Genomic DNA, 21,411 nt, shown 5'->3' with positions numbered 1-21,411 from the left:
TGATATTTGTTATTCTTTTTCTGCACTTTTTCACATTCTTATTGAAGCAGAATTTATTATAGATCAAATAACGCCATCCGCAGGCCGGAGAATGACTCTGACCTGCGGGAAAAGATAATCAGGTTACCGGTGCTGGGTTGAAAACGGCCAAGGCGTTATGAAGTCCCCATTGATCGGACCAGGTTTTTTTCTTGTTGCTGGCGATATCCAAAATAAAATGGAAAAGCTGCCAGCCGACGTCTTCAATCGTGGCCTCTCCGGTGGCAATCGTACCAGCATCAATGTCCATCAGATCGTGCCAGCGGTTTGCCAATGCGGTACGGGTCGCCATTTTGATCACGGGTACAGCCAACAGGCCATAGGGCGTACCGCGACCGGTGGTGAAAACCTGTACGGTGATACCGGAAGCAAGTTGCTGGGTACCACACACAAAGTCGCTGGCTGGCGTTGCCGCGTAAATCAACCCGCGTTTGGTTGGGCGTTGGCCGGGGGACAGGACTTCGACGATGGCGCTGGTGCCAGATTTGGCGATGGAGCCGAGAGCTTTTTCCACCACATTTGCGAGGCCACCTTTTTTGTTGCCCGGCGATGGGTTGGCGCTACGATCGGTCTGGCCGCTATCGAGATAATTATCGTACCAGGCCATTTCTTCCAGCAGACGTTTACCGACCTCTTCGTTGATAACTCGCGGCGTTAATAAATGAATGGCGTCGCGTACTTCGGTTACTTCAGAAAACATGACGGTTGCGCCGCAGCGAACCAGCAGGTCGGAGGCAAAACCAACGGCCGGGTTTGCGGTGACGCCAGAGAAAGCATCGCTGCCGCCACACTGCATGCCGACAACCAGTTCAGAGGCTGGACAGGTTTCACGCTGACGTTTGTTTAACCGTTGCAGATGCTTGTCTGCCATTGTCAGAATGTCATCCACCATCGATCTGAAACCAACGTGGTGTTCATCTTGTAAGCGGACAATGCTGGTGTCATCAAGGGAGATGGCCTGTACATCTGGCGTCCCTTCCAGTAGGCGTTCCGGCTGTAATTTTTCACAGCCCAGACCCACCACCAGTATTTCGCCACCAAAATTTGGGTTCAGTGCCAGATTGTGAATGGTGCGGATAGGAACGACTGCCGCAGGGGCATTGATTGCCACACCACAGCCATAGAGATGATTGAGCGCGACCACGCCGTCCACATTGGGGTAGTTAGGTAATAAATCTCGCTCGATAATTTTGACGACATAGTCAACCACGCCCGCGACACAGTGTACGCTGGTGGTAATGCCTAGCAGATTCTTCGTACCTACGCTGCCATCGGCGTTACGGTAACCTTCAAAGGTATAACCTTCCAGCGGGGGCAGGGTGGGGGGAATTTTGGTCGCCAGTGGTAGGGTTTCCAGTGCAGGAGCCTGAGGCAATTCGACCAGGGATTCATCAATCCAGCTTCCTTGGGCAATGTCGCGCAGTGCATACCCGATAATTTCACCATAGCGGATGATGGCACCTGACTTGATGATATCAACAAGGGCAACTTTGTGTCCCTGTGGAACATGCTCAATTAATTCCAGATTATCATTAAAACGGGTTCCGGCACGTAAGCCATTATTATTGACAACAATGGCAACATTATCAGAATCATGGACCTTAATATAAAGTGGCTGCTCTTGTGCAGCATTATTTTCTGATTTATCTGACATGATGCAAGCCTTTATTATTTGTTTATCAGAAACGCTGTGGTAACTATTACTATACGAATAACTTACCACACTATTACTTCATTGCTCGCTAACGAGTATACGTGAGGTTCTCTTCTCGTACATTATGCAATTGACCTAAGCCAGAGGTTTTTGTTTCTGATTTATCAGGCGAAGAACCAGTTTTCGGTGAGTTTGATCACATTCTTCCTGCTTGTGGTTTTTCTGGCGGGAATAGAAATGATGTGTATGACGGTAAAAAGAGAATAACGGTATTTTTCGTGAAATACCTCGCACTATCTAGGGCAAGTGCACCAACATATTCCAAAGGACATTTTTAATGTTGTGCTTTTATCTAGTGAGCACCCAGCAGGTAGAAATTATAATGTTCCTGCGAGTTGAAGATGTCAGCTAATTACTCTGAAGCTATATAGCCTGGCTATTCGCAAAAAAAATAAAAATGGGAATTTACTATACCCTAAATAATCCACTGATCTTCATTCTGATAACCCTACACCGTTATCTGTTATTTGGAATGAATGAGCGAACCGCGATTGAAGCAGGAGTTCATCATGAATACAGTAAGCTCAGCAGCTGGCGCGATACAAAAGAGAACAAACGCCCGCTACTGGATTGTCGTGATGTTGTTTATTGTCACGTCATTTAACTATGGAGACCGTGCGACCTTGTCCATTGCTGGTTCAGCAATGTCTAAGGAGATTGGGTTGGACGCAGTGGGGATGGGATTTATCTTCTCTGCGTTCTCCTGGGCATATGTTATTGGTCAAATACCTGGAGGTTGGCTGCTCGATCGCTTTGGCTCAAAGAAAGTCTATTTCTACAGTATCTTCACCTGGTCGATTTTTACCTTATTACAAGGCTTTGTCGATATCTTCAGCGGTGCGGGCATTGTCATTTCTCTGTTCCTCCTGCGCTTTATGGTCGGTTTGTGTGAATCACCTTCCTTCCCGGGAAATAGCCGAATTGTGGCTGCCTGGTTCCCCGCACAAGAGCGTGGCACGGCTGTCGCGATATTCAACTCGGCACAGTACTTTGCGACCGTGATCTTCGCCCCTATCATGGGCTGGCTGGTACACGCGGTGGGTTGGGCGCATGTGTTCTGGTTCATGGGCGGATTGGGTATCATCCTCAGCTTTGTCTGGCTTAAAGTGATCCACGACCCCAAAGATCATCCTGGCGTGAATCAGGCTGAACTGGATTATATTGAAGCAGGTGGCGCACTGATCAATATGGACGCCAAAGGGTCGAAGAATGCGACCGTGAAGGGTGAAAAATGGCATCAGATCAAGCAATTAATGCAGTCTCGCATGATGCTTGGTGTTTACATCGGTCAATATTGTATTAACGCACTGACCTACTTCTTCATCACTTGGTTCCCACTTTATCTGGTTCAGGCGCGCGGCATGTCGATCCTTAAAGCGGGATTTGTCGCCTCGGTGCCTGCTATCTGCGGTTTTGTGGGCGGCGTTCTGGGCGGCATCATTTCCGATTACCTGATGCGCCGAACCAATTCACTGACCTTTGCCCGTAAAACGCCTATCGTGCTTGGTATGCTACTTTCCATGTCGATGGTGATTTGTAACTACGTTGAAACCGAGTGGGTCGTCATTGCGGTGATGTCGGCGGCCTTCTTTGGTAAGGGTATTGGTGCGCTGGGCTGGGCGGTTATGGCCGATACAGCACCGAAAGAAATCAGTGGGTTAAGCGGTGGACTGTTTAATATGTTCGGTAATGCGTCAGGTATCGTGACGCCAATTGCAATTGGCTACATCATCGGGATGACTGGCTCTTTCAATGGCGGTCTGGTGTATGTCGGGATCCATGCACTGGTTGCTATCGCCAGCTACCTGTTCATCGTGCAGGATATTAAACGTATCGAATTGAAGCCGTTCGTTAAGCGTTAATGAGCATCTCTGAATTCTGAATGTAGTCTGTAACACAACACGCCGAGTCATCATGCTGATGGCTCGGCGTTTATTTATATAAGCTTGCCCTAATGCCGGTCACTTAAGCCTCATTTTTAGGAGAAACACGGGATGAGGTTCCCGCAGGAACACGTTGCCCCGTGGTCGCTCCGTCTATCTCAGTTTTTAAACGATCGGTATTAAGGCTTGCCCTTTATTTATGTCATGAAAAGTAGGGATTTATCTCTGCGAAATTAGGTGCCAATAGTACGTATTCCGATGTTTATCAGGCAGAAATTCGCGTTTCTCGGTTTTCGTGAAACACCTCCCATTCGTTTGTGATAATGACATATTTAATCTGCATTTCGATAGGGAATGCTGTGCTATTGCCCAATGAGTTGTGAAATAAGAAAACTTATACTTTTTACTGAGGTTGGTAAGGCGGTACGGATTATGGCACCGCTTTCCTGACTGTGTTATTCCGGTATGAAGGTAGTTATACCTGTTTTTATTCTGATCACCCTACAAGCATGGTTCATTCCAAATCAGAGTAAAAACAAGGTCGCGCTAATAAGTAGGAAAACAACATGAAATCATCTACTGGTGCACCATCTGTTTTTTATTTCTGTATGACTGAATTATGTTCACTGGCCTCAATGCGTTCCTGCATTTTGGCAAACATCGGAACCCTACGCGTACATTCTGTGCGCTCTATTCATGACGGGAGTCTGTAATGACAAATTTTTCAGCGACGCCTGTCATTACCGACATGAAAGTCATCCCCGTTGCGGGCTATGACAGCATGCTGCTGAATATCGGTGGCGCACATGGTGCTTATTTCACCCGTAATCTTGTGATTTTAACCGACAGCGCCGGGCATACTGGTGTTGGCGAAGCGCCCGGTGGTGAAGTCATTTACAACACGCTGGTCGAGGCCATTCCCCGCGTGAAAGGCGAACAAATCGCTCGGATGAACCGTCTGGTTCATGACATCCATGTCGGCAATCAGTCTTCTGATTTTGATTCCTTCGGTAAAGGTGCCTGGACGTTTGAGCTGCGCGTGAATGCGGTGGCGGCACTCGAAGCGGCACTGCTCGATCTGTTGGGGCAATTCATGGGCGTCCCGGTTGCCGAACTGCTGGGGCCAGGTAAGCAGCGTGATGAAGTCACCGTGCTCGGTTATCTGTTCTATATCGGCGACCGCACAAAGACGGATCTCCCCTATTTGTCGGGTGAGAAAGGTAAGCATGAGTGGTATCACCTGCGTCACCAGCAGGCGATGGACAGCGAGGCGATTGTGCGTCTGGCCGAAGCCACCACTGACCGCTACGGATTCAAAGATTTCAAGCTCAAAGGTGGCGTGCTGCCCGGTGAGCAGGAAATTGATGCCGTGAAGGCGCTGAAAAAGCGTTTTCCGGATGCTCGTATTACCGTCGATCCAAACGGTGCCTGGCTGCTGGATGAAGCGATAGATTTGTGCAAAGACATGACGGGTATTCTGACCTATGCGGAAGATCCGTGCGGTGCTGAGCAAGGTTTCTCTGGCCGTGAGGTGATGGCTGAATTCCGCCGTGCCACTGGGCTACCGGTAGCAACCAACATGATTGCCACCAACTGGCGTGAAATGAATCATGCCGTGATGTTGCAGGCTGTCGATATCCCGCTGGCCGATCCGCATTTCTGGACGATGCACGGTGCGGTGCGCGTCGCCCAACTGTGCGACGAATGGGGCCTGACGTGGGGCTGCCATTCAAATAACCATTTCGATATCTCTCTGGCGATGTTTACACACGTGGGGGCTGCGGCACCGGGTAACCCGACGGCGATTGATACGCACTGGATCTGGCAGGAGGGGCAACACCTGACCAAAGAGCCGCTGCAAATCGTCAACGGTAAAATTAAGGTGCCAGAACGTCCTGGTCTGGGGATTGAGCTGGATATGGGGCAAGTCATGAAGGCCCACGAATTGTACAAAAAATTACCGAGCGGGGCACGTAATGACGCTGTCACCATGCAGTACCTGATTCCTGGTTGGAAGTTTGATCGCAAACGCCCGGTTTTTGGCCGCTAACCCTACATAAAAAATTAGAGAGATAAGGATAAGAAAATGACGTTGCAAAATTCAACGCCGGTTATTACCCACATGCAGGTTATTCCGGTTGCAGGTCACGACAGTATGCTGCTCAACCTGAGTGGCGCACATGCACCCTATTTCACGCGCAACATTGTGATTCTGAAAGATAACGCCGGGAATACCGGTGTCGGTGAAATCCCTGGTGGTGAAAAAATCCGTCAGACGCTGGAGGATGCTGCCGCGCTGGTGGTGGGTAAAACGCTAGGCGAATACAAAAACGTGATGACGGCAGTGCGTGCGCAGTTTGCTGACCGTGACTCCTCTGGGCGTGGTTTGCAGACGTTCGATCTGCGTACCACCATCCATGTTGTCACGGGGATAGAAGCCGCCATGCTGGATCTGCTGGGGCAATTCCTCAATGTCAGCGTGGCTTCGCTGCTAGGGGATGGTCAACAGCGTGATGCGGTAGAAATGCTGGGTTATCTGTTCTATATCGGCGATCGTAACAAGACCGATCTGCCTTATCAGAATCAGACGAGTGAGAAGTGCGACTGGTATCGTCTACGTCACGAAGAAGCCCTGTCGCCAGAAACCATCGTGCGTCTGGCTGAGTCCGCGTATGAAAAATACGGTTTTAATGATTTCAAACTGAAAGGCGGCGTACTAGCCGGTAGCGAAGAAGCCGAAGCGGTGACCGCGCTGGCGAAACGCTTCCCGCAGGCGCGCATTACGCTAGACCCGAACGGTGCCTGGTCGCTGGATGAAGCCATCGGTCTGGGCAAGCAACTACGCGGCGTACTAGCGTATGCGGAAGACCCGTGCGGTGCGGAACAAGGTTTCTCTGGTCGTGAAGTGATGGCTGAGTTCCGCCGTGCGACGGGGTTGCCTACCGCGACCAATATGATCGCCACCGACTGGCGTCAAATGGGTCACACTATTTCGCTGCAATCGGTCGATATTCCGTTGGCCGATCCGCACTTCTGGACGATGCAAGGCTCCGTTCGTGTGGCACAGATGTGCCATGAATGGGGCTTGACCTGGGGTTCTCACTCTAATAACCACTTTGATATTTCACTGGCCATGTTTACCCAGGTTGCCGCTGCGGCGCCGGGCAAGATTACGGCGATCGATACGCACTGGATTTGGCAGGAAGGTAACCAACGCCTGACGAAAGAACCGTTGCAGATTGTTGGCGGTATGGTGGAAGTGCCGAAGAAACCAGGTCTGGGTGTCGAGCTGGATATGGATCAGGTGATGAAAGCCCACGAGCTGTATAAAAACATGGGATTAGGCGCACGCAACGACGCAATGGGAATGCAGTACCTTATTCCTGAGTGGACGTTTGATAACAAACGTCCGTGTCTGGTTCGCTAACGTCCCACTTTTCCGTTTTTTGAGCGCGCCGCTTCAGGTAAGCGGCGCTGGAATGACCGAGGATAAAAAATGAAGACTCCGCTGTTACCTAACCGTTTTCGCCAAGATTTGCAGCAGGGGAAAACGTTGATTGGCTGCTGGTGTGCGCTAGGCAACCCGATTTCAACCGAAGTGCTGGGGCTCGCTGGATTCGACTGGTTGGTGCTGGATGGAGAGCACGCGCCTAACGATATCGTGACGTTTATTCCCCAGCTAATGGCGCTGAAAGGTAGCCACAGCGCGCCGGTTGTTCGTCCGCCGTGTAATGAACCGATCATCATCAAACGACTGCTGGATATTGGGTTCAATAACTTCCTGATCCCCTTCGTGGAAACGGCAGAAGAAGCCGCGCGTGCGGTCGCTTCCACCCGTTATCCGCCAGCGGGTATTCGCGGTGTTTCCGTGGCGCATCGTAGCAATAGCTATGGCACCGAACCGGACTATTTCGCCAAGATTAACGACAACATTACCGTCGTGGTGCAAATCGAAAGTCAGGACGGCCTCGACAATCTGGATGCGATCATCGCGGTAGATGGCGTAGACGGCGTATTTGTTGGCCCGAGCGATCTGTCAGCGGCGCTGGGCTATCTCGGTCAGCCTAACCACCCTGACGTGCAGAAGGCGATCCGCCACATCTTCGATCGCGCGGCGGCACATAACAAACCGTGCGGCATTCTGGCACCGGTTGAAGCCGATGCGCGTCGCTATCTGGAATGGGGCGCAAGCTTTGTGGCGGTCGGTAGCGATCTGGGCGTGTTCCGAGGCGCGACACAGGCGCTGAGCGACAAATACAAGAAGTGATTCCGCCGCGAATCGAATCCGTCATGAGACGGGTTCATCGTGAATTGAAGTGATATCTACATCAGACAATGAGGTTAGGGCGATGAAAATTGGTTTTATTGGACTGGGCATTATGGGAAAACCGATGAGTAAAAATCTGCTAAAAGCAGGTTACTCATTAGTCGTGATGGACAGAAATCTGGAAGCCGTCGCGGAAGTGGTTGCGGCAGGTGCGACGGCGGCTGAAACGCCAAAACAGGTTGCGGCGCAGAGCGACATTATCATCACCATGCTGCCTAACTCTCCACACGTTAAAGAGGTGGTGCTGGGCGAAAACGGCGTCATTGATGGCGCGCGTGCCGGAAGCATTGTGGTGGATATGAGTTCCATCGCACCACTTGCCAGCCGTGAAATTGCTGCTGCGCTGGCGGTAAAAGAGATTTCCATGCTGGACGCCCCGGTTAGCGGTGGTGAACCTAAAGCGATCGACGGCACGCTGTCCGTGATGGTCGGTGGCGACAAAGCGCAGTTTGACCGCTGCTTTGAAATTCTTAAATCAATGGCTGGTTCCGTTGTACATACCGGCGATATCGGTGCGGGCAACGTCACCAAACTGGCGAACCAGGTGATTGTGGCACTGAACATTGCTGCTATGTCTGAAGCGCTGGTGCTGGCGACGAAAGCAGGTGTTAACCCCGATCTGGTTTATCAGGCGATTCGCGGTGGGTTGGCGGGTAGCACCGTGCTGGATGCGAAAGCGCCGATGGTGATGGATCGTAACTTTAAGCCAGGGTTTCGCATCGATCTGCATATCAAAGATCTGGCGAATGCTTTGGATACCTCACACGGCGTTGGTGCACAGTTGCCGTTAACGGCGGCGGTGATGGAAATGATGCAGGCGCTGAAAGCGGACGATCTGGGATCGGCCGACCACAGTGCGCTGGCGTGTTACTACGAGAAACTGGCTAAAGTAGAAGTTACGCGATAAGCCGTGAAGCGATAGTCACGAGGCTGGCACAGGATGCCAGCCGACTGGCAGATAAGCATTCTGATCTACCCAAGAGATTTCAGGATCTCTGCCCTGAAAGCTGATGGGTATAAGCGCTATTTCATGAGCGCGCGGATTATTGATGCAATCGGAACGTTGATGAAATCGGATCGTTTATGAAAATAGTGATCGCACCGGATTCTTATAAAGAAAGCTTGTCTGCACAAGAGGTTGCTACGCAAATTGAAAAGGGGTTTCGTGAAATATTTCCCGATGCCTGCTATGTCAAATTGCCCGTTGCAGATGGTGGAGAAGGCACGGTTGAAGCCATGGTGGCTGCGACCGATGGCAAGATTGTTAATGTTAAGGTGACAGGACCGTTAGGCGATAATATTGACGCGTTCTTTGGCCTGTCTGGCGATGAAAAAACGGCCTTTATTGAGATGGCGGCGGCAAGCGGTCTGGAGCGCGTGCCTTCACAACAGCGTAACCCATTAAAAACTACTAGCTATGGCACGGGCGAGTTAATTCGCTGCGCGTTGGATCACGGCGTTCGGCACTGCATCATCGGGATTGGCGGGAGCGCAACCAATGATGGCGGATCGGGCATGGTGCAGGCGCTGGGCGCGAAGTTGCTGGATAAGCAGGGCGAACAGATTGGTTTTGGCGGCGGTGAACTCGACAAACTCGCCCGCATTGATATCAGCGAGCTGGATGAGCGAATTAAAGGCTGCCGTTTTGAAGTGGCCTGCGATGTGACTAACCCGTTGACGGGGAAGCTGGGGGCCTCGGCTATTTTTGGTCCTCAGAAAGGCGCAACGCCGGAGATGATCGAACAGTTGGATAATGCGTTGAAGCATTATGCCGCAGTGATCCGTCACGATCTGGACATGGACGTGGAACAGGTTCCTGGAGCGGGTGCTGCCGGCGGAATGGGCGCAGCGTTACAGGCCTTTTGCGGCGCTGAGCTTCGTCAGGGAATAGAGATTGTCACGGAAGCATTGGGGCTGGACGAACTGGTTCGAGATGCCACGCTGGTGATTACCGGGGAAGGACGTATCGACAGCCAGACGATCCATGGCAAAGTGCCGATTGGTGTGGCGCGAGTTGCCAAACAGTATAATAAACCGGTTATTGGTATTGCAGGCAGCCTGACGGCAGATGTCGGCGTCGTGCATGAGCATGGGTTGGATGCTGTATTCAGCGTGCTTTACAACATCTGCTCACTCGAAGAAGCGCTGGATAATGCGGCAGAGAATGTGCGAATGACGGCGCGCAATATCGCCGCCACGATCCGACTGGCGCAGTCAGTATCGCGCTGAGTGCTACGAAGGAGCATAAAATAGCCGTATTGTCAGCGCTCGAAACTGTCTCCACCGCCAGATAAAATATGACGAAGAGACAGGGCTATATCGGTCATTGATTATGGGAGTCGGGGGTTGATATGCGGCTGAGCGGCGTTGTTGACGTTGTCGATCTCGTCCAGTAATTCCAGCCATTCGGGTTCGAGATCGCTGGCGTGAACGCCTTTGCGCAACTGTTGTTCCAGATAGCGGCAGATGCGTTTCAGACGCGGAACGCCGCTGTAGCTGCAACTGCCATGCAGTTTATGGACCAGCTCGATAATATCGTCATCCGTCTGACCATTTAGCACGTTCTCTATTTTTCGCTGCACCTCCGGCAGGAAATCCAACAGCATTTGTAACAGGTCACGCGCCAGTTCCGGTTTGTTGGCAGCTTGTTGCTGTGCCAATGCCCAGTCGAGTGACAGTTGGCTGTCGTCGTGTTCGCTCAGCAGACCCACCATGTCGGCCCGATCGCGCTTCAACGGATCTTTCCGCGCATGACGTGTCAGCACGCTTTTCAGCATCTGCTCGTCTATTGGCTTGGCCAGATAGTCATCCATACCCGAGCTCAACAGGTGCTCACGTTCACCCGTCATCGTCTGCGCGGTCACCGCGATAATGGGCGTAGTGGCATGGTGAGGGATCTGGCGGATCCACTCGCTGGCGCAAATGCCGTCCATACCCGGCATCTGAATATCCATCAGGATAATGTCGATTTGATGCATTTTTGCTTGTGTAATCGCCTCTGTCCCGCTTTCGCACAAGATAATCGTATCGACCTGTTCCTCCAGCAATGTGCCGATCAGTTTCAGATTCGCCGGGTTGTCATCTACCGCCATCACGCTCAGCGGCAGACGGGCTGGATGGCGTACTGCACCCTGATGCGATGTGGTGTCGCTCGGCAGGAAAGAGAGTTGGAAGAGCGTGCTGTCCTGTAGTAGTGGTAACAGGCGTGATGCGGCAAGCGGTTTGCTCAGGCAGGCATGCACGCCGAAAGTCTTCAACTGCTCGGCATCCATTTGCGCCAGACTGGGCAGCGCCAGAATCACGCACGGCGCACGGCGGCAGATATCGCGCAGTCTGGGGGTATAGTCGAGCAGCGTATTGCGATATTGCGCGGGAATGGCGAGCAGCAGGATATCAAATTCCCCTTCCGGCAATTGCTCAAATGTCGGGCTATAGCTCACCATCAACGGCGTCTGGCTCAGGATATCCAACGTGGCCTGTGCCGCGATGGGGTGGTACTCGACGTAGGCCAGATGTTTACCTTGCAGCATCGTATAAACCGGCTCAATAGGCACCGTGTGGGGATTGAGCGGCAGCGTGATGTGGAACCAGAAAGTCGAGCCTTTGTTGAGCTGGCTTTGAAAACTGATGTCGCCACCCATCTCTTTGACCAAACGTTGGGTGATGACCAGCCCAAGCCCTGTACCGCCATGACGGCGTGAAATACTGGTGTCAGCCTGACGGAAAGCCTGAAACAGTTGTGATTGCTGCAACTCGGCGATACCGATGCCGGTATCGCATATTTGTACCTCTAGCTGAACCTGATGATGTTCCTGTCGGCGCTTCTCTACTCGAATGTCAATGTTGCCCTGTTCAGTAAATTTAATCGCATTGCCCAGCAGATTAGTGATGATTTGCTGTATCCGTAGCGGATCGCCGACGTACTGTTCGGGAACGTCGTTCTGAATACTGAGCGTCAGTTCTAACCCTTTTTCATGTGCCGTATGCGCCAGCAACATCATAACGTCGTCCAGCGTGCTGTGCAGGGAGAACGGAATATCCTCCAGTACCAGCTTTCCGGCCTCCAGCTTCGAGAAATCCAGCACATCGTTAATAATATTCAGCAGGTTATTGGCGGATCGCTCAATGGTAAGTAAATAGTCGGTCTGCGTGGTGTTCAGTGAGGTTTTCAATGTCTGGCGGGTGAAACCGATCACGCCATTCAGCGGCGTTCTCAGTTCGTGTGACATATTCGCCAAAAATTCGGACTTGATGCGTGCCGCTTCCTGCGCGCGCTTTTTGGCGAGATCCAGCTCGACGTTTTGGATCTCCATCTGCTCCAACGTCTCTCGCAGATCGTAGGTCGCCTGATCGATGTTTTGCTGCATTTCTTCGTGGTAGGCAGTTAGCGACATCGCCATCGAGTTAATGCCGTTTTTCAGCATATCCAACTCGCCGAGCATATAGCCTTCCACTCGACTATCCAATTGCCCGCGGCGAATGCGATCGACGGTATCCACCATATTGCGGATCGGCGTGGTGACATCCCGCATCAGACGATAGGCAAAAACAACGGCTGCACCCAGTGATAACAGCAGCAGGAGTGCGGCGATAAAGATTTCCTGATACTGCTGAAGCCGGATGGTACTGGTATCCAGCTCGATCACCAGATAGCCGAGAGGCGTCGCGGTGCCGGGCTGCACTCCGCCAGGCATGAATTCACTGTCATTGACGATCGGCATGTGCAAAATCAGCGCATCATTCGTGTGGTGCAGGTGCAGCTTATTGTACGAAAGCGCATCGCTGCTGAGCGGCAGTAATGTCACGTTGTTGCGGACATTGGTGGTGGCCAGTAGCTGATTACGGGCATCGAACACGCTAATGGTACGAATAATCGCGGAGTGGCGGCGATGAAGCGTATTAATTAACGCAGGGATCGTGTCCATCTGGCGATGGGTAATGGCGTAAGCGCTGATGGTTGCCAACGGTTCAATGATGCTGGTGCCCGAATCGGCCAACTGCGCCTGTAGTTGATTGTAACGATGGATAACGAAGAACGAACTGAGCAGTAGCCCGATCATCAGCGTCGGTGCCAAAATCAGTATCAACATCCGTGCACGAAGACTGTATTTGGTCATGAGGTTCCAATGTGGGAGAATTAGAGGATGCCAGGCACCCTATTATTTAATTTAGTTATCGGGTACAGCCATTCAACTCAAGAGAAAAATCGATAGTACATTATGGCGCAATTCTACTCTCCAAACCGGCGTGTGACGACCCGGAAAGCAGTTCCAGCGAAAAACCTCACTGTCACGGTGGCGTCACTTGACCCGTTTGGGCAGGGCGTAGCGCGTCACGAAGGCAAGACGGTTTTTGTCACAGGGGTACTGCCGGGAGAGCAGGCCGAGGTGCAACTGACGGAAGAAAAACGTCAGTTTTCGCATGCGAAGCTGAAACGCCTTCTAGCGCCTAGCCCGCAGCGCGTTGAGCCGCTGTGCCCTCATTTTACCCGCTGTGGCGGTTGTCAGCAGCAGCATGCAGAAATCACGCTGCAACAGAGTAGCAAAATCGCAGCGTTGATGCGCCTGATGACGCGGGAAACGGGCGCTGTACTGCCAGCCGCATCGCTGGTTGCTGGCACACCTTATGCCTATCGGAGACGTGCGCGGCTTGCGTTATACTTTCAGGCAAAAGAGCAGCGGCTATTGATGGGCTATCGGCAGCCCAATTCTCACGATCTAGTGGATATCAAAGCCTGTCCGGTATTGCGCCCCGAGCTTGAAGCGCTGCTGCAACCGTTGCGCGAATGTCTGAGTCGACTAAAAGCGGTGAAGCGTCTTGGGCACGTGGAACTGGTGAATGCAGAGAACGGTCCGCTGCTGGTGCTGAGGCATCTTGATCCACTGCATCCATCGGATGAGCAGGCGTTGCGTGATTTTGCCCAGCAGCAGAGTGTCTCGGTTTATCTGGCACCAGATGCCGACTCGCTGACGTGCCTACAGGGCGAAGAGCCGGTCTATCACGTCGCTGGGCTGACGCTGGCATTTAGCCCGCGTGATTTTATTCAGGTCAATGATGCGGTGAACCAGCAGATGGTTGCTCAGGCGCTGACGTGGCTGGATGTACAACCGCAGGATAGAATATTGGATCTGTTTTGCGGCATGGGCAATTTCACGCTGCCGCTGGCACAGCGTGCCGCCAGCGTTGTCGGTGTGGAAGGGGTTACCGCGTTAGTCGAGAAAGGACGTGAGAATGCCCGCCGCAATGCGTTGTCCAATGTCACATTTTTTCACCAAAATCTTGAAGATGACGTCACACAGCAGCCGTGGGCGGCTCAGGGTTTTGATAAGATATTACTTGATCCGGCACGTGCGGGCGCGGCAGGCGTGATGGAGCAGATAACCAAACTGGCACCGAAACGGGTGGTGTATGTTTCCTGTAACGCCACGACGCTAGCACGCGACAGCAAAGTGTTACTCGCAGCCGGTTACCGGTTGGCGAATGTTGCGATGCTGGATATGTTTCCACATACCGGACACCTTGAATCGATGGCACTGTTTTTGCACGATTCCGGCACGCGGAAGGCTTAATAAACAGAAGCACAGCGTCGTTTGCAAGGTGAAGGGTAACGTAGGGAGAAATTATGGTTGCGGTAAGAAGTGCGCATTTGAATACGGCAGGTGAATTTGTCCCTGACGCGTGGATTGCTTCACTGGGCATTGCCAGTCAGCAATCGTGTGAACGTTTAGCCGAAACCTGGCGTTACTGTGAACAGCAAACGCAAGATCACGCTGATGCCTCGTTATTGCTGTGGCGTGGCATCGAAATGGTGGAAATTCTGTCCACGCTTAGCATGGACAATGACAGCATGCGTGCGGCGCTGCTCTTTCCGCTGGCCGATGCGAACGTGGTCGATGAACCGACGCTGGAAGCTGCGTTTGGGAAAAACATCGTTGATTTGGTGCATGGCGTGCGCGATATGGATGCAATCCGCCAGCTCAAAGCGACGCAGAATGATTCAGGCTCCTCCGAACAGGTCGATAACATCCGCCGTATGCTGTTGGCGATGGTGGAAGATTTCCGCTGCGTGGTGATTAAGCTCGCCGAGCGGATCGCACACCTGCGTGAAGTGAAGGATGCCCCGGAAGAAGAACGGGTGTTGGCGGCCAAAGAGTGTACCAATATCTACGCGCCGCTGGCTAACCGTTTGGGTATCGGCCAGTTGAAGTGGGAGCTGGAGGATTTCTGCTTCCGCTACCTGCATCCTGATGAATATAAAAAAATCGCCAAATTGCTGCATGAGCGCCGTATCGATCGCGCGCAGTACATTGATGATTTTGTCAAAACGCTGCGCGATGCGATGAAAGAAGAGGGCGTGCAGGCAGAGATCTACGGCCGCCCCAAACATATTTATAGCATCTGGCGTAAGATGCAGAAGAAAGCGCTGTCGTTCGATGAACTGTTCGACGTGCGTGCAGTACGTATTGTCGTTGAACGTTTACAGGATTGCTATGGGGCGCTCGGTATCGTGCATACGCACTATCGCCATCTACCGGACGAGTTCGACGATTACGTTGCTAACCCCAAACCGAATGGCTATCAATCCATCCACACGGTGGTGTTAGGGCCGGGTGGGAAGACGCTCGAAATTCAGATTCGCACGCGTCAGATGCATGAAGATGCCGAACTGGGCGTCGCAGCGCACTGGAAATACAAAGAAGGCACCTCCGTGGGCGGGCGTTCTGGCTACGAAGGTCGTATTGCCTGGCTGCGTAAACTGCTTGCCTGGCAGGAAGAGATGGCCGACTCGAATGACGTGCTGGACGAAGTCCGTAGTCAGGTGTTCGACGATCGCGTCTATGTCTTTACGCCGAAAGGTGACGTGGTCGATCTTCCCGCCGGTTCCACGCCGCTGGACTTCGCTTATCACATCCACAGTGATATCGGGCATCGCTGCATCGGGGCGAAAATCAGCGGACGGATTGTGCCGTTTACCTACCAACTGCAAATGGGCGATCAGATTGAAATTATCACCCAGAAGCAGCCGAACCCAAGCCGCGACTGGCTGAATCCGAATCTCGGGTATATCACCACTAGCCGTGGGCGCTCCAAGATCCAGAACTGGTTCCGCAAGCAAGATCGCGACAAGAACATTCTGGCGGGTCGACAGATTCTCGATGACGAACTGGCGCATTTGGGGATTAGCCTGAAAGCGGCGGAAAAACTGCTGCTGCCGCGCTACAACGTGAATTCGCTGGATGAGTTACTGGCTGCGATTGGCGGCGGTGATGTACGTCTGAACCAGATGGTGAATTTCCTGCAATCGCAGTTAAAACAGCCGAGTGCAGAAGAATTGGATCGCGAAGCGCTGCGACAACTGACGCAAAAAACGCATCAGCCGCCAGCGCGTAGTAATAACAAAGACAATGGTCGCGTGGTGGTGGAAGGCGTTGGCAATTTGATGCATCACATTGCCCGCTGCTGCCAGCCGATACCGGGTGATGAGATCACCGGATTTATCACACGCGGACGGGGAATTTCAATTCACCGCGCTGACTGTGAACAACTAGACGAACTGCGCGCCAGTTCGCCGGAGCGGATTGTGGACGCGGTATGGGGTGAAAGCTACTCCAGCGGTTATTCGCTGGTGGTGAGAGTCATTGCCAACGATCGCAGCGGCCTACTGCGAGATATCACCACGATTCTGGCGAACGAGAAGGTTAATGTACTGGGCGTCGCCAGCCGTAGCGACACCAAACAGCAACTGGCAACGATTGATATGGATATCGAAATCTACAACCTACAAGTGCTGGGGCGTATTCTGGCGAAGCTCAACCAACTGCCGGATGTGATCGATGCGCGGCGCCAGCAGGGGGCGTGACACTTCCCAACGTTTCCTTCATCGGCTGCCTTTTAGGCTCAAATGATGTAGGGAGTCGCCGGGGTTAGCTGTTATCCGGCGTAAGGAATTATGCTGAGGAGATAGCTGGCTTAGGATGAGCGGCATGGATGCCGCGAAAGCTTGCGCCACGTCGGACAAAAACGTCAGAGACGTTTTTGAACAGCACTTGTGCTGGCCCGAAGGGCGAGCTCCATTTATGGGGCGAGTAAACGTGTCGCAAGCGGTCCGTTAAGCCTGATACCGACGAAGGTATCGCGCAGCGACATAATTTAGCCGGAAGCCAGGGTTCGCAGGGCGACGGCGACTGAGCCGCCCTGTGTCGGGCGCGTGCTATGAGGCAGCATGAAAATGGCGGTATTCTGGCGCACGAAACCCTTTCCACATCTGCATAAATATGTGGCTGAGAGACAGTTCACAGCGGAGGTGTGGGGAACAGGCTTTAGCGCACCTTATTTTTTGTTTGTTTTATAATCGAGAATTCAATGAACTTATCCTCCACCGAGCGTCTGCTCGCCATCATGAAAACCCTCCGCGATCCCGAAAATGGCTGTCCGTGGGACAAAAAACAGACCTTTGACACCATCGCGCCTTATACGCTGGAAGAAACCTACGAAGTGCTGGATGCCATCAGCCGTCAGGATTTTGACGACCTGCGCGGTGAGTTAGGTGATTTGCTGTTTCAGGTGGTGTTTTACGCACAACTGGCGCAGGAAAAGGGATTGTTCGATTTCTCCGACGTGTGTAACGCCATCAGCGACAAATTGGAGCGCCGCCATCCGCATATTTTCGGCGAGCTGACGCTGACGGACAGCGATGCTGTACTGGCAAATTGGGAGCAAACAAAAGCGCAGGAACGTGCGGAAAAAGATCGTCACTCGCCGTTGGATGATATTCCTGATGCGCTGCCTGCCTTGATGAAAGCACAAAAAATTCAGCAGCGTTGTTCGTCTGTTGGCTTCGATTGGGACAGCTTAGGGCCGGTGCTCGACAAAGTTTATGAAGAGATTGATGAGGTGATGTTTGAGGCACGGCAAGCCGTTGTCGATGAAGAAAAATTAGGTGAAGAGATTGGTGATTTATTGTTCGCTACAGTCAATCTCTCTCGTCACTTGGGACACAAGGCTGAGAATGCGTTACAGGCTGCCAATCGCAAGTTTTCTCGTCGTTTTCGTGAGGTAGAACAAATCGTTACGGCATCGGGAAAAACGCTGGAACAGGCGACGCTGGATGAAATGGAAGCCGCATGGCAGCAGGTGAAAAAACAGGAAATCAGCCATTGATCCATTTTTAACCGCAAAGCCGTTTTTTATCGATTTTATTGTTTTTATTTGTCTGTTTTTAAAGGTAATTGTAGGTTGTGGTGAGTGCGGTTTCACTCCGTCTGCGAGTGTGTTGGAATCGCCACATTGTGTAAAACGAACATTTGTGGCGTTCATCAGGTTCAGGTATACTACTTTCCCGTCTTGGTACTCCCATCGTCTTTAAACCTAAACTCTCAGGTTCAGCATGACAACTAATTATATTTTTGTGACCGGCGGGGTCGTTTCCTCTCTGGGTAAAGGCATTGCCGCAGCCTCTCTGGCGGCTATTCTTGAAGCCCGTGGCCTCAACGTTACCATCATGAAACTGGACCCGTACATCAACGTGGATCCGGGCACGATGAGCCCGACGCAGCACGGTGAAGTGTTTGTCACCGAAGACGGCGCCGAAACCGATCTGGACTTGGGTCACTACGAGCGCTTCATCCGCACCAAAATGTCGCGCCGTAACAACTTCACCACTGGCCGTATCTACTCTGATGTCCTGCGCAAAGAGCGTCGTGGTGACTATCTGGGCGCGACCATTCAGGTAATTCCGCATATCACCAACGCGATTAAAGAGCGCATCATTGAAGGTGGCGAAGGTCACGATGTTGTTCTGGTTGAAATCGGCGGTACGGTCGGTGATATCGAGTCTCTGCCGTTCCTTGAAGCGATTCGGCAGATGGCGGTGCAAGTGGGCCGCGAACACACGCTGTTTATGCACCTGACGCTGGTGCCGTATCTGGCGGCGGCAGGCGAAGTGAAAACCAAGCCAACGCAGCACTCCGTTAAAGAACTGCTTTCTATCGGTATCCAGCCTGATGTGCTGATTTGCCGTTCCGACCGCACCGTGCCCGCCAATGAGCGTGCAAAAATTGCTTTATTCTGTAATGTGCCGGAAAAAGCAGTAATATCCCTTAAAGACATTGATTCAATTTATAAAATCCCGTCGCTATTGAAATCGCAGGGGCTGGACGATTATATTTGTAAACGATTCAGCTTGAACTGCCCGGAAGCAAACCTGTCAGAATGGGAACAGGTTGTGTACGAAGAAGCCAACCCTGGCGGCGAAGTGACTATCGGTATGGTCGGCAAATATGTCGCGTTGCCGGATGCCTACAAGTCTGTGATTGAAGCACTGAAACACGGTGGTTTGAAGAATCGCCTGACGGTGAACATCAAGTTGATCGACTCACAGGATGTTGAAACCCGTGGTGTCGAAGTATTGAAAGATTTAGACGCTATCCTGATCCCTGGTGGCTTCGGTTATCGTGGCGTCGAAGGGAAGATCATGTCGGCGAATTACGCCCGTGAGAACAACATCCCTTATCTGGGCATTTGCCTGGGGATGCAGGTCGCATTAATGGAATTTGCCCGTAACGTTGTTGGGATGGAAGGGGCAAACTCAACGGAGTTTGTGCCAGACTGTAAGTACCCTGTCGTTGCGCTGATCACGGAATGGCGTGATGAGAATGGCAATGTTGAAGTCCGTGATGAAGCCAGCGATCTGGGCGGCACCATGCGGGTTGGCGGGCAGCAATGCCATCTGACCGAAGGTAGTCTGGTGCGTCAGATGTACGGTGAGCAGACGATTATCGAACGTCACCGTCATCGTTATGAAGTTAACAACATGCTGTTGAAACAGATTGAAGCGGCGGGATTACGGGTTGCTGGTCTTTCCGCCGACCGTAAACTGGTGGAGATTGTCGAGTTACCCGATCATCCTTGGTTCGTTGCCTGTCAATTCCACCCGGAATTCACATCAACGCCGCGAGATGGACACCCCCTGTTTGCCGGCTTTGTGAAAGCCGCTGGCGCGTACCAGAAGCGTCAGGTGAAGTAAGAGTTATATCAGCAACGCGCGATCGCTATCGCGCGTTGTTCGTCTAGGGTTTTAGTTCTATCTAAAGTTTTAGTTTAACTTGTACTGAGGAAAATCTAATGTCCAAAATTGTTAAAGTCATCGGCCGTGAAATCATCGACTCACGCGGAAACCCAACTGTTGAAGCTGAAGTTCATCTGGAAGGGGGTTTTGTAGGTCTGGCTGCTGCGCCATCAGGGGCTTCTACTGGCTCTCGCGAAGCGCTGGAACTGCGTGACGGTGACAAATCCCGTTTTCTGGGCAAAGGCGTAACGAAAGCCGTTGCTGCGGTTAACGGCCCGATTGCTCAGGCTGTACTGGGTAAAGACGCGAAAGATCAGGCGAACATCGATAAGATCATGATCGACCTGGACGGTACTGAGAACAAATCCAAGTTCGGTGCTAACGCCATTCTGGCCGTTTCTCTGGCTGCTGCTAAAGCTGCTGCCGCGTCAAAAGGCCTGCCGCTGTATGCTCACATCGCTGAGCTGAACGGCACCCCAGGTAAATATTCTATGCCTCTGCCAATGATGAACATCATCAACGGTGGCGAGCACGCGGATAACAACGTTGATATCCAAGAGTTCATGATTCAGCCTGTTGGCGCGAAAACCCTGAAAGAAGCCATCCGTATGGGTTCTGAAGTGTTCCACACCCTGGCTAAAGTTCTGAAATCTAAAGGTATGGGCACTGCTGTTGGTGACGAAGGCGGCTATGCGCCAAACCTGGGTTCCAACGCCGAAGCGCTGGCTGTTATCGCAGAAGCGGTAAAAGCAGCAGGCTACGAGCTGGGCAAAGACATCACGTTGGCGATGGACTGTGCAGCGTCTGAATTCTACAAAGACGGTAAATATGTTCTGGCTGGCGAAGGCAACAAAGCGTTCACCTCTGAAGAATTCACTCACTTCCTGGAAGATCTGACCAAACAGTACCCGATCGTGTCTATCGAAGACGGTCTGGACGAATCTGATTGGGCTGGCTTCGCTTACCAGACTAAAGTTCTGGGCGACAAAATCCAGTTGGTTGGTGACGATCTGTTCGTAACCAACACCAAGATCCTGAAAGAAGGCATCGATAAAGGCATCGCTAACTCTATCCTGATCAAATTCAACCAGATCGGTTCTCTGACCGAAACACTGGCTGCAATTAAAATGGCGAAAGATGCAGGCTACACGGCTGTTATCTCTCACCGTTCAGGTGAAACTGAAGATGCTACTATCGCTGACCTGGCTGTCGGTACTGCAGCGGGCCAGATCAAAACCGGTTCTATGAGCCGTTCTGATCGTGTTGCTAAATACAACCAGCTGATCCGTATCGAAGAAGCACTGGGCGACTCTGCGCCGTTCAACGGTCTGAAAGAAGTTAAAGGCCAGTAATTACGTCTCTGGCGTAATCTGGTCGCTGA

At 52.1% G+C, this 21,411-nt stretch carries 13 protein-coding genes; 11 read left to right on the top strand and 2 right to left on the bottom strand.

Annotation, left to right across the window (positions count from 1 at the left end):
• Positions 1–118: 118 nt before the first annotated feature.
• A complete protein-coding gene (gene garD, locus A7983_RS02890; RefSeq protein WP_005974703.1) occupies positions 119–1,693 on the bottom strand; it encodes a galactarate dehydratase in 1,575 nt (524 codons plus the stop codon).
• A 569-nt stretch (positions 1,694–2,262) separates the two neighbouring features.
• Here garD and A7983_RS02885 point away from each other — a divergent pair.
• The 6 genes from A7983_RS02885 to A7983_RS02860 all read left to right on the top strand — a co-directional run bounded on the left by A7983_RS02885 (position 2,263) and on the right by A7983_RS02860 (position 10,192).
• Positions 2,263–3,615 (top strand): MFS transporter, encoded by a 1,353-nt coding sequence (locus A7983_RS02885; RefSeq protein ID WP_005974701.1) that lies wholly within the window; start codon positions 2,263–2,265, stop codon positions 3,613–3,615.
• Between the two features lie 733 nt (positions 3,616–4,348).
• A complete protein-coding gene (locus A7983_RS02880; RefSeq protein ID WP_005974698.1) occupies positions 4,349–5,686 on the top strand; it encodes an enolase C-terminal domain-like protein in 1,338 nt (445 codons plus the stop codon).
• A gap of 36 nt (positions 5,687–5,722) precedes the next feature.
• Entirely contained in the window at positions 5,723–7,063 is a 1,341-nt protein-coding gene (gudD, locus tag A7983_RS02875; protein WP_005974696.1) for a glucarate dehydratase, read from the top strand.
• 69 nt (positions 7,064–7,132) lie between these two features.
• Positions 7,133–7,903, top strand: a complete 771-nt coding sequence (gene garL, locus A7983_RS02870) for a 2-dehydro-3-deoxyglucarate aldolase (protein ID WP_005974692.1) — start codon at positions 7,133–7,135, stop codon at positions 7,901–7,903.
• 52 nt (positions 7,904–7,955) lie between these two features.
• Positions 7,956–8,870, top strand: coding sequence for a 2-hydroxy-3-oxopropionate reductase (gene garR / locus A7983_RS02865; RefSeq protein ID WP_257785310.1), 915 nt, complete (start codon positions 7,956–7,958; stop codon positions 8,868–8,870).
• Between the two features lie 176 nt (positions 8,871–9,046).
• Positions 9,047–10,192 carry a glycerate kinase gene (locus A7983_RS02860; protein WP_005974685.1) on the top strand — a complete coding sequence of 382 codons (1,146 nt, stop codon included), beginning with the start codon at positions 9,047–9,049 and terminating at the stop codon, positions 10,190–10,192.
• Positions 10,193–10,293: 101 nt separating this feature from the next.
• On the opposite strand, the gene barA is transcribed toward A7983_RS02860, so the two are convergent.
• Positions 10,294–13,080: a two-component sensor histidine kinase BarA gene (gene barA, locus A7983_RS02855; RefSeq protein WP_005974682.1), complete on the bottom strand. Its 2,787-nt coding sequence runs from the start codon at positions 13,078–13,080 to the stop codon at positions 10,294–10,296.
• Positions 13,081–13,182: 102 nt separating this feature from the next.
• On the opposite strand from barA, the gene rlmD reads away from it, so the two are divergent.
• From rlmD to eno, 5 genes are all read left to right on the top strand, one after another.
• The gene (gene rlmD / locus A7983_RS02850; protein WP_005974680.1) at positions 13,183–14,532 is read left to right on the top strand and encodes a 23S rRNA (uracil(1939)-C(5))-methyltransferase RlmD; all 1,350 of its coding nucleotides are present in this window, start codon (positions 13,183–13,185) and stop codon (positions 14,530–14,532) included.
• A 53-nt stretch (positions 14,533–14,585) separates the two neighbouring features.
• A complete protein-coding gene (relA, locus tag A7983_RS02845; RefSeq protein ID WP_005974678.1) occupies positions 14,586–16,823 on the top strand; it encodes a GTP diphosphokinase in 2,238 nt (745 codons plus the stop codon).
• A gap of 503 nt (positions 16,824–17,326) precedes the next feature.
• Positions 17,327–18,124: a nucleoside triphosphate pyrophosphohydrolase gene (gene mazG, locus A7983_RS02840; protein ID WP_005974675.1), complete on the top strand. Its 798-nt coding sequence runs from the start codon at positions 17,327–17,329 to the stop codon at positions 18,122–18,124.
• 226 nt (positions 18,125–18,350) lie between these two features.
• Positions 18,351–19,988: a glutamine hydrolyzing CTP synthase gene (pyrG, locus tag A7983_RS02835; protein ID WP_005974672.1), complete on the top strand. Its 1,638-nt coding sequence runs from the start codon at positions 18,351–18,353 to the stop codon at positions 19,986–19,988.
• A 98-nt stretch (positions 19,989–20,086) separates the two neighbouring features.
• Positions 20,087–21,382 carry a phosphopyruvate hydratase gene (gene eno / locus A7983_RS02830; protein WP_005974669.1) on the top strand — a complete coding sequence of 432 codons (1,296 nt, stop codon included), beginning with the start codon at positions 20,087–20,089 and terminating at the stop codon, positions 21,380–21,382.
• Positions 21,383–21,411: the final 29 nt, after the last annotated feature.

The sequence above is a fragment of the Pectobacterium wasabiae CFBP 3304 genome (genome assembly GCF_001742185.1).
Lineage (GTDB): Bacteria > Pseudomonadota > Gammaproteobacteria > Enterobacterales > Enterobacteriaceae > Pectobacterium > Pectobacterium wasabiae.
The sequence above is the reverse complement of the archived record's forward strand: the minus strand, read 5'-3'. Positions and strand labels throughout refer to the sequence as shown.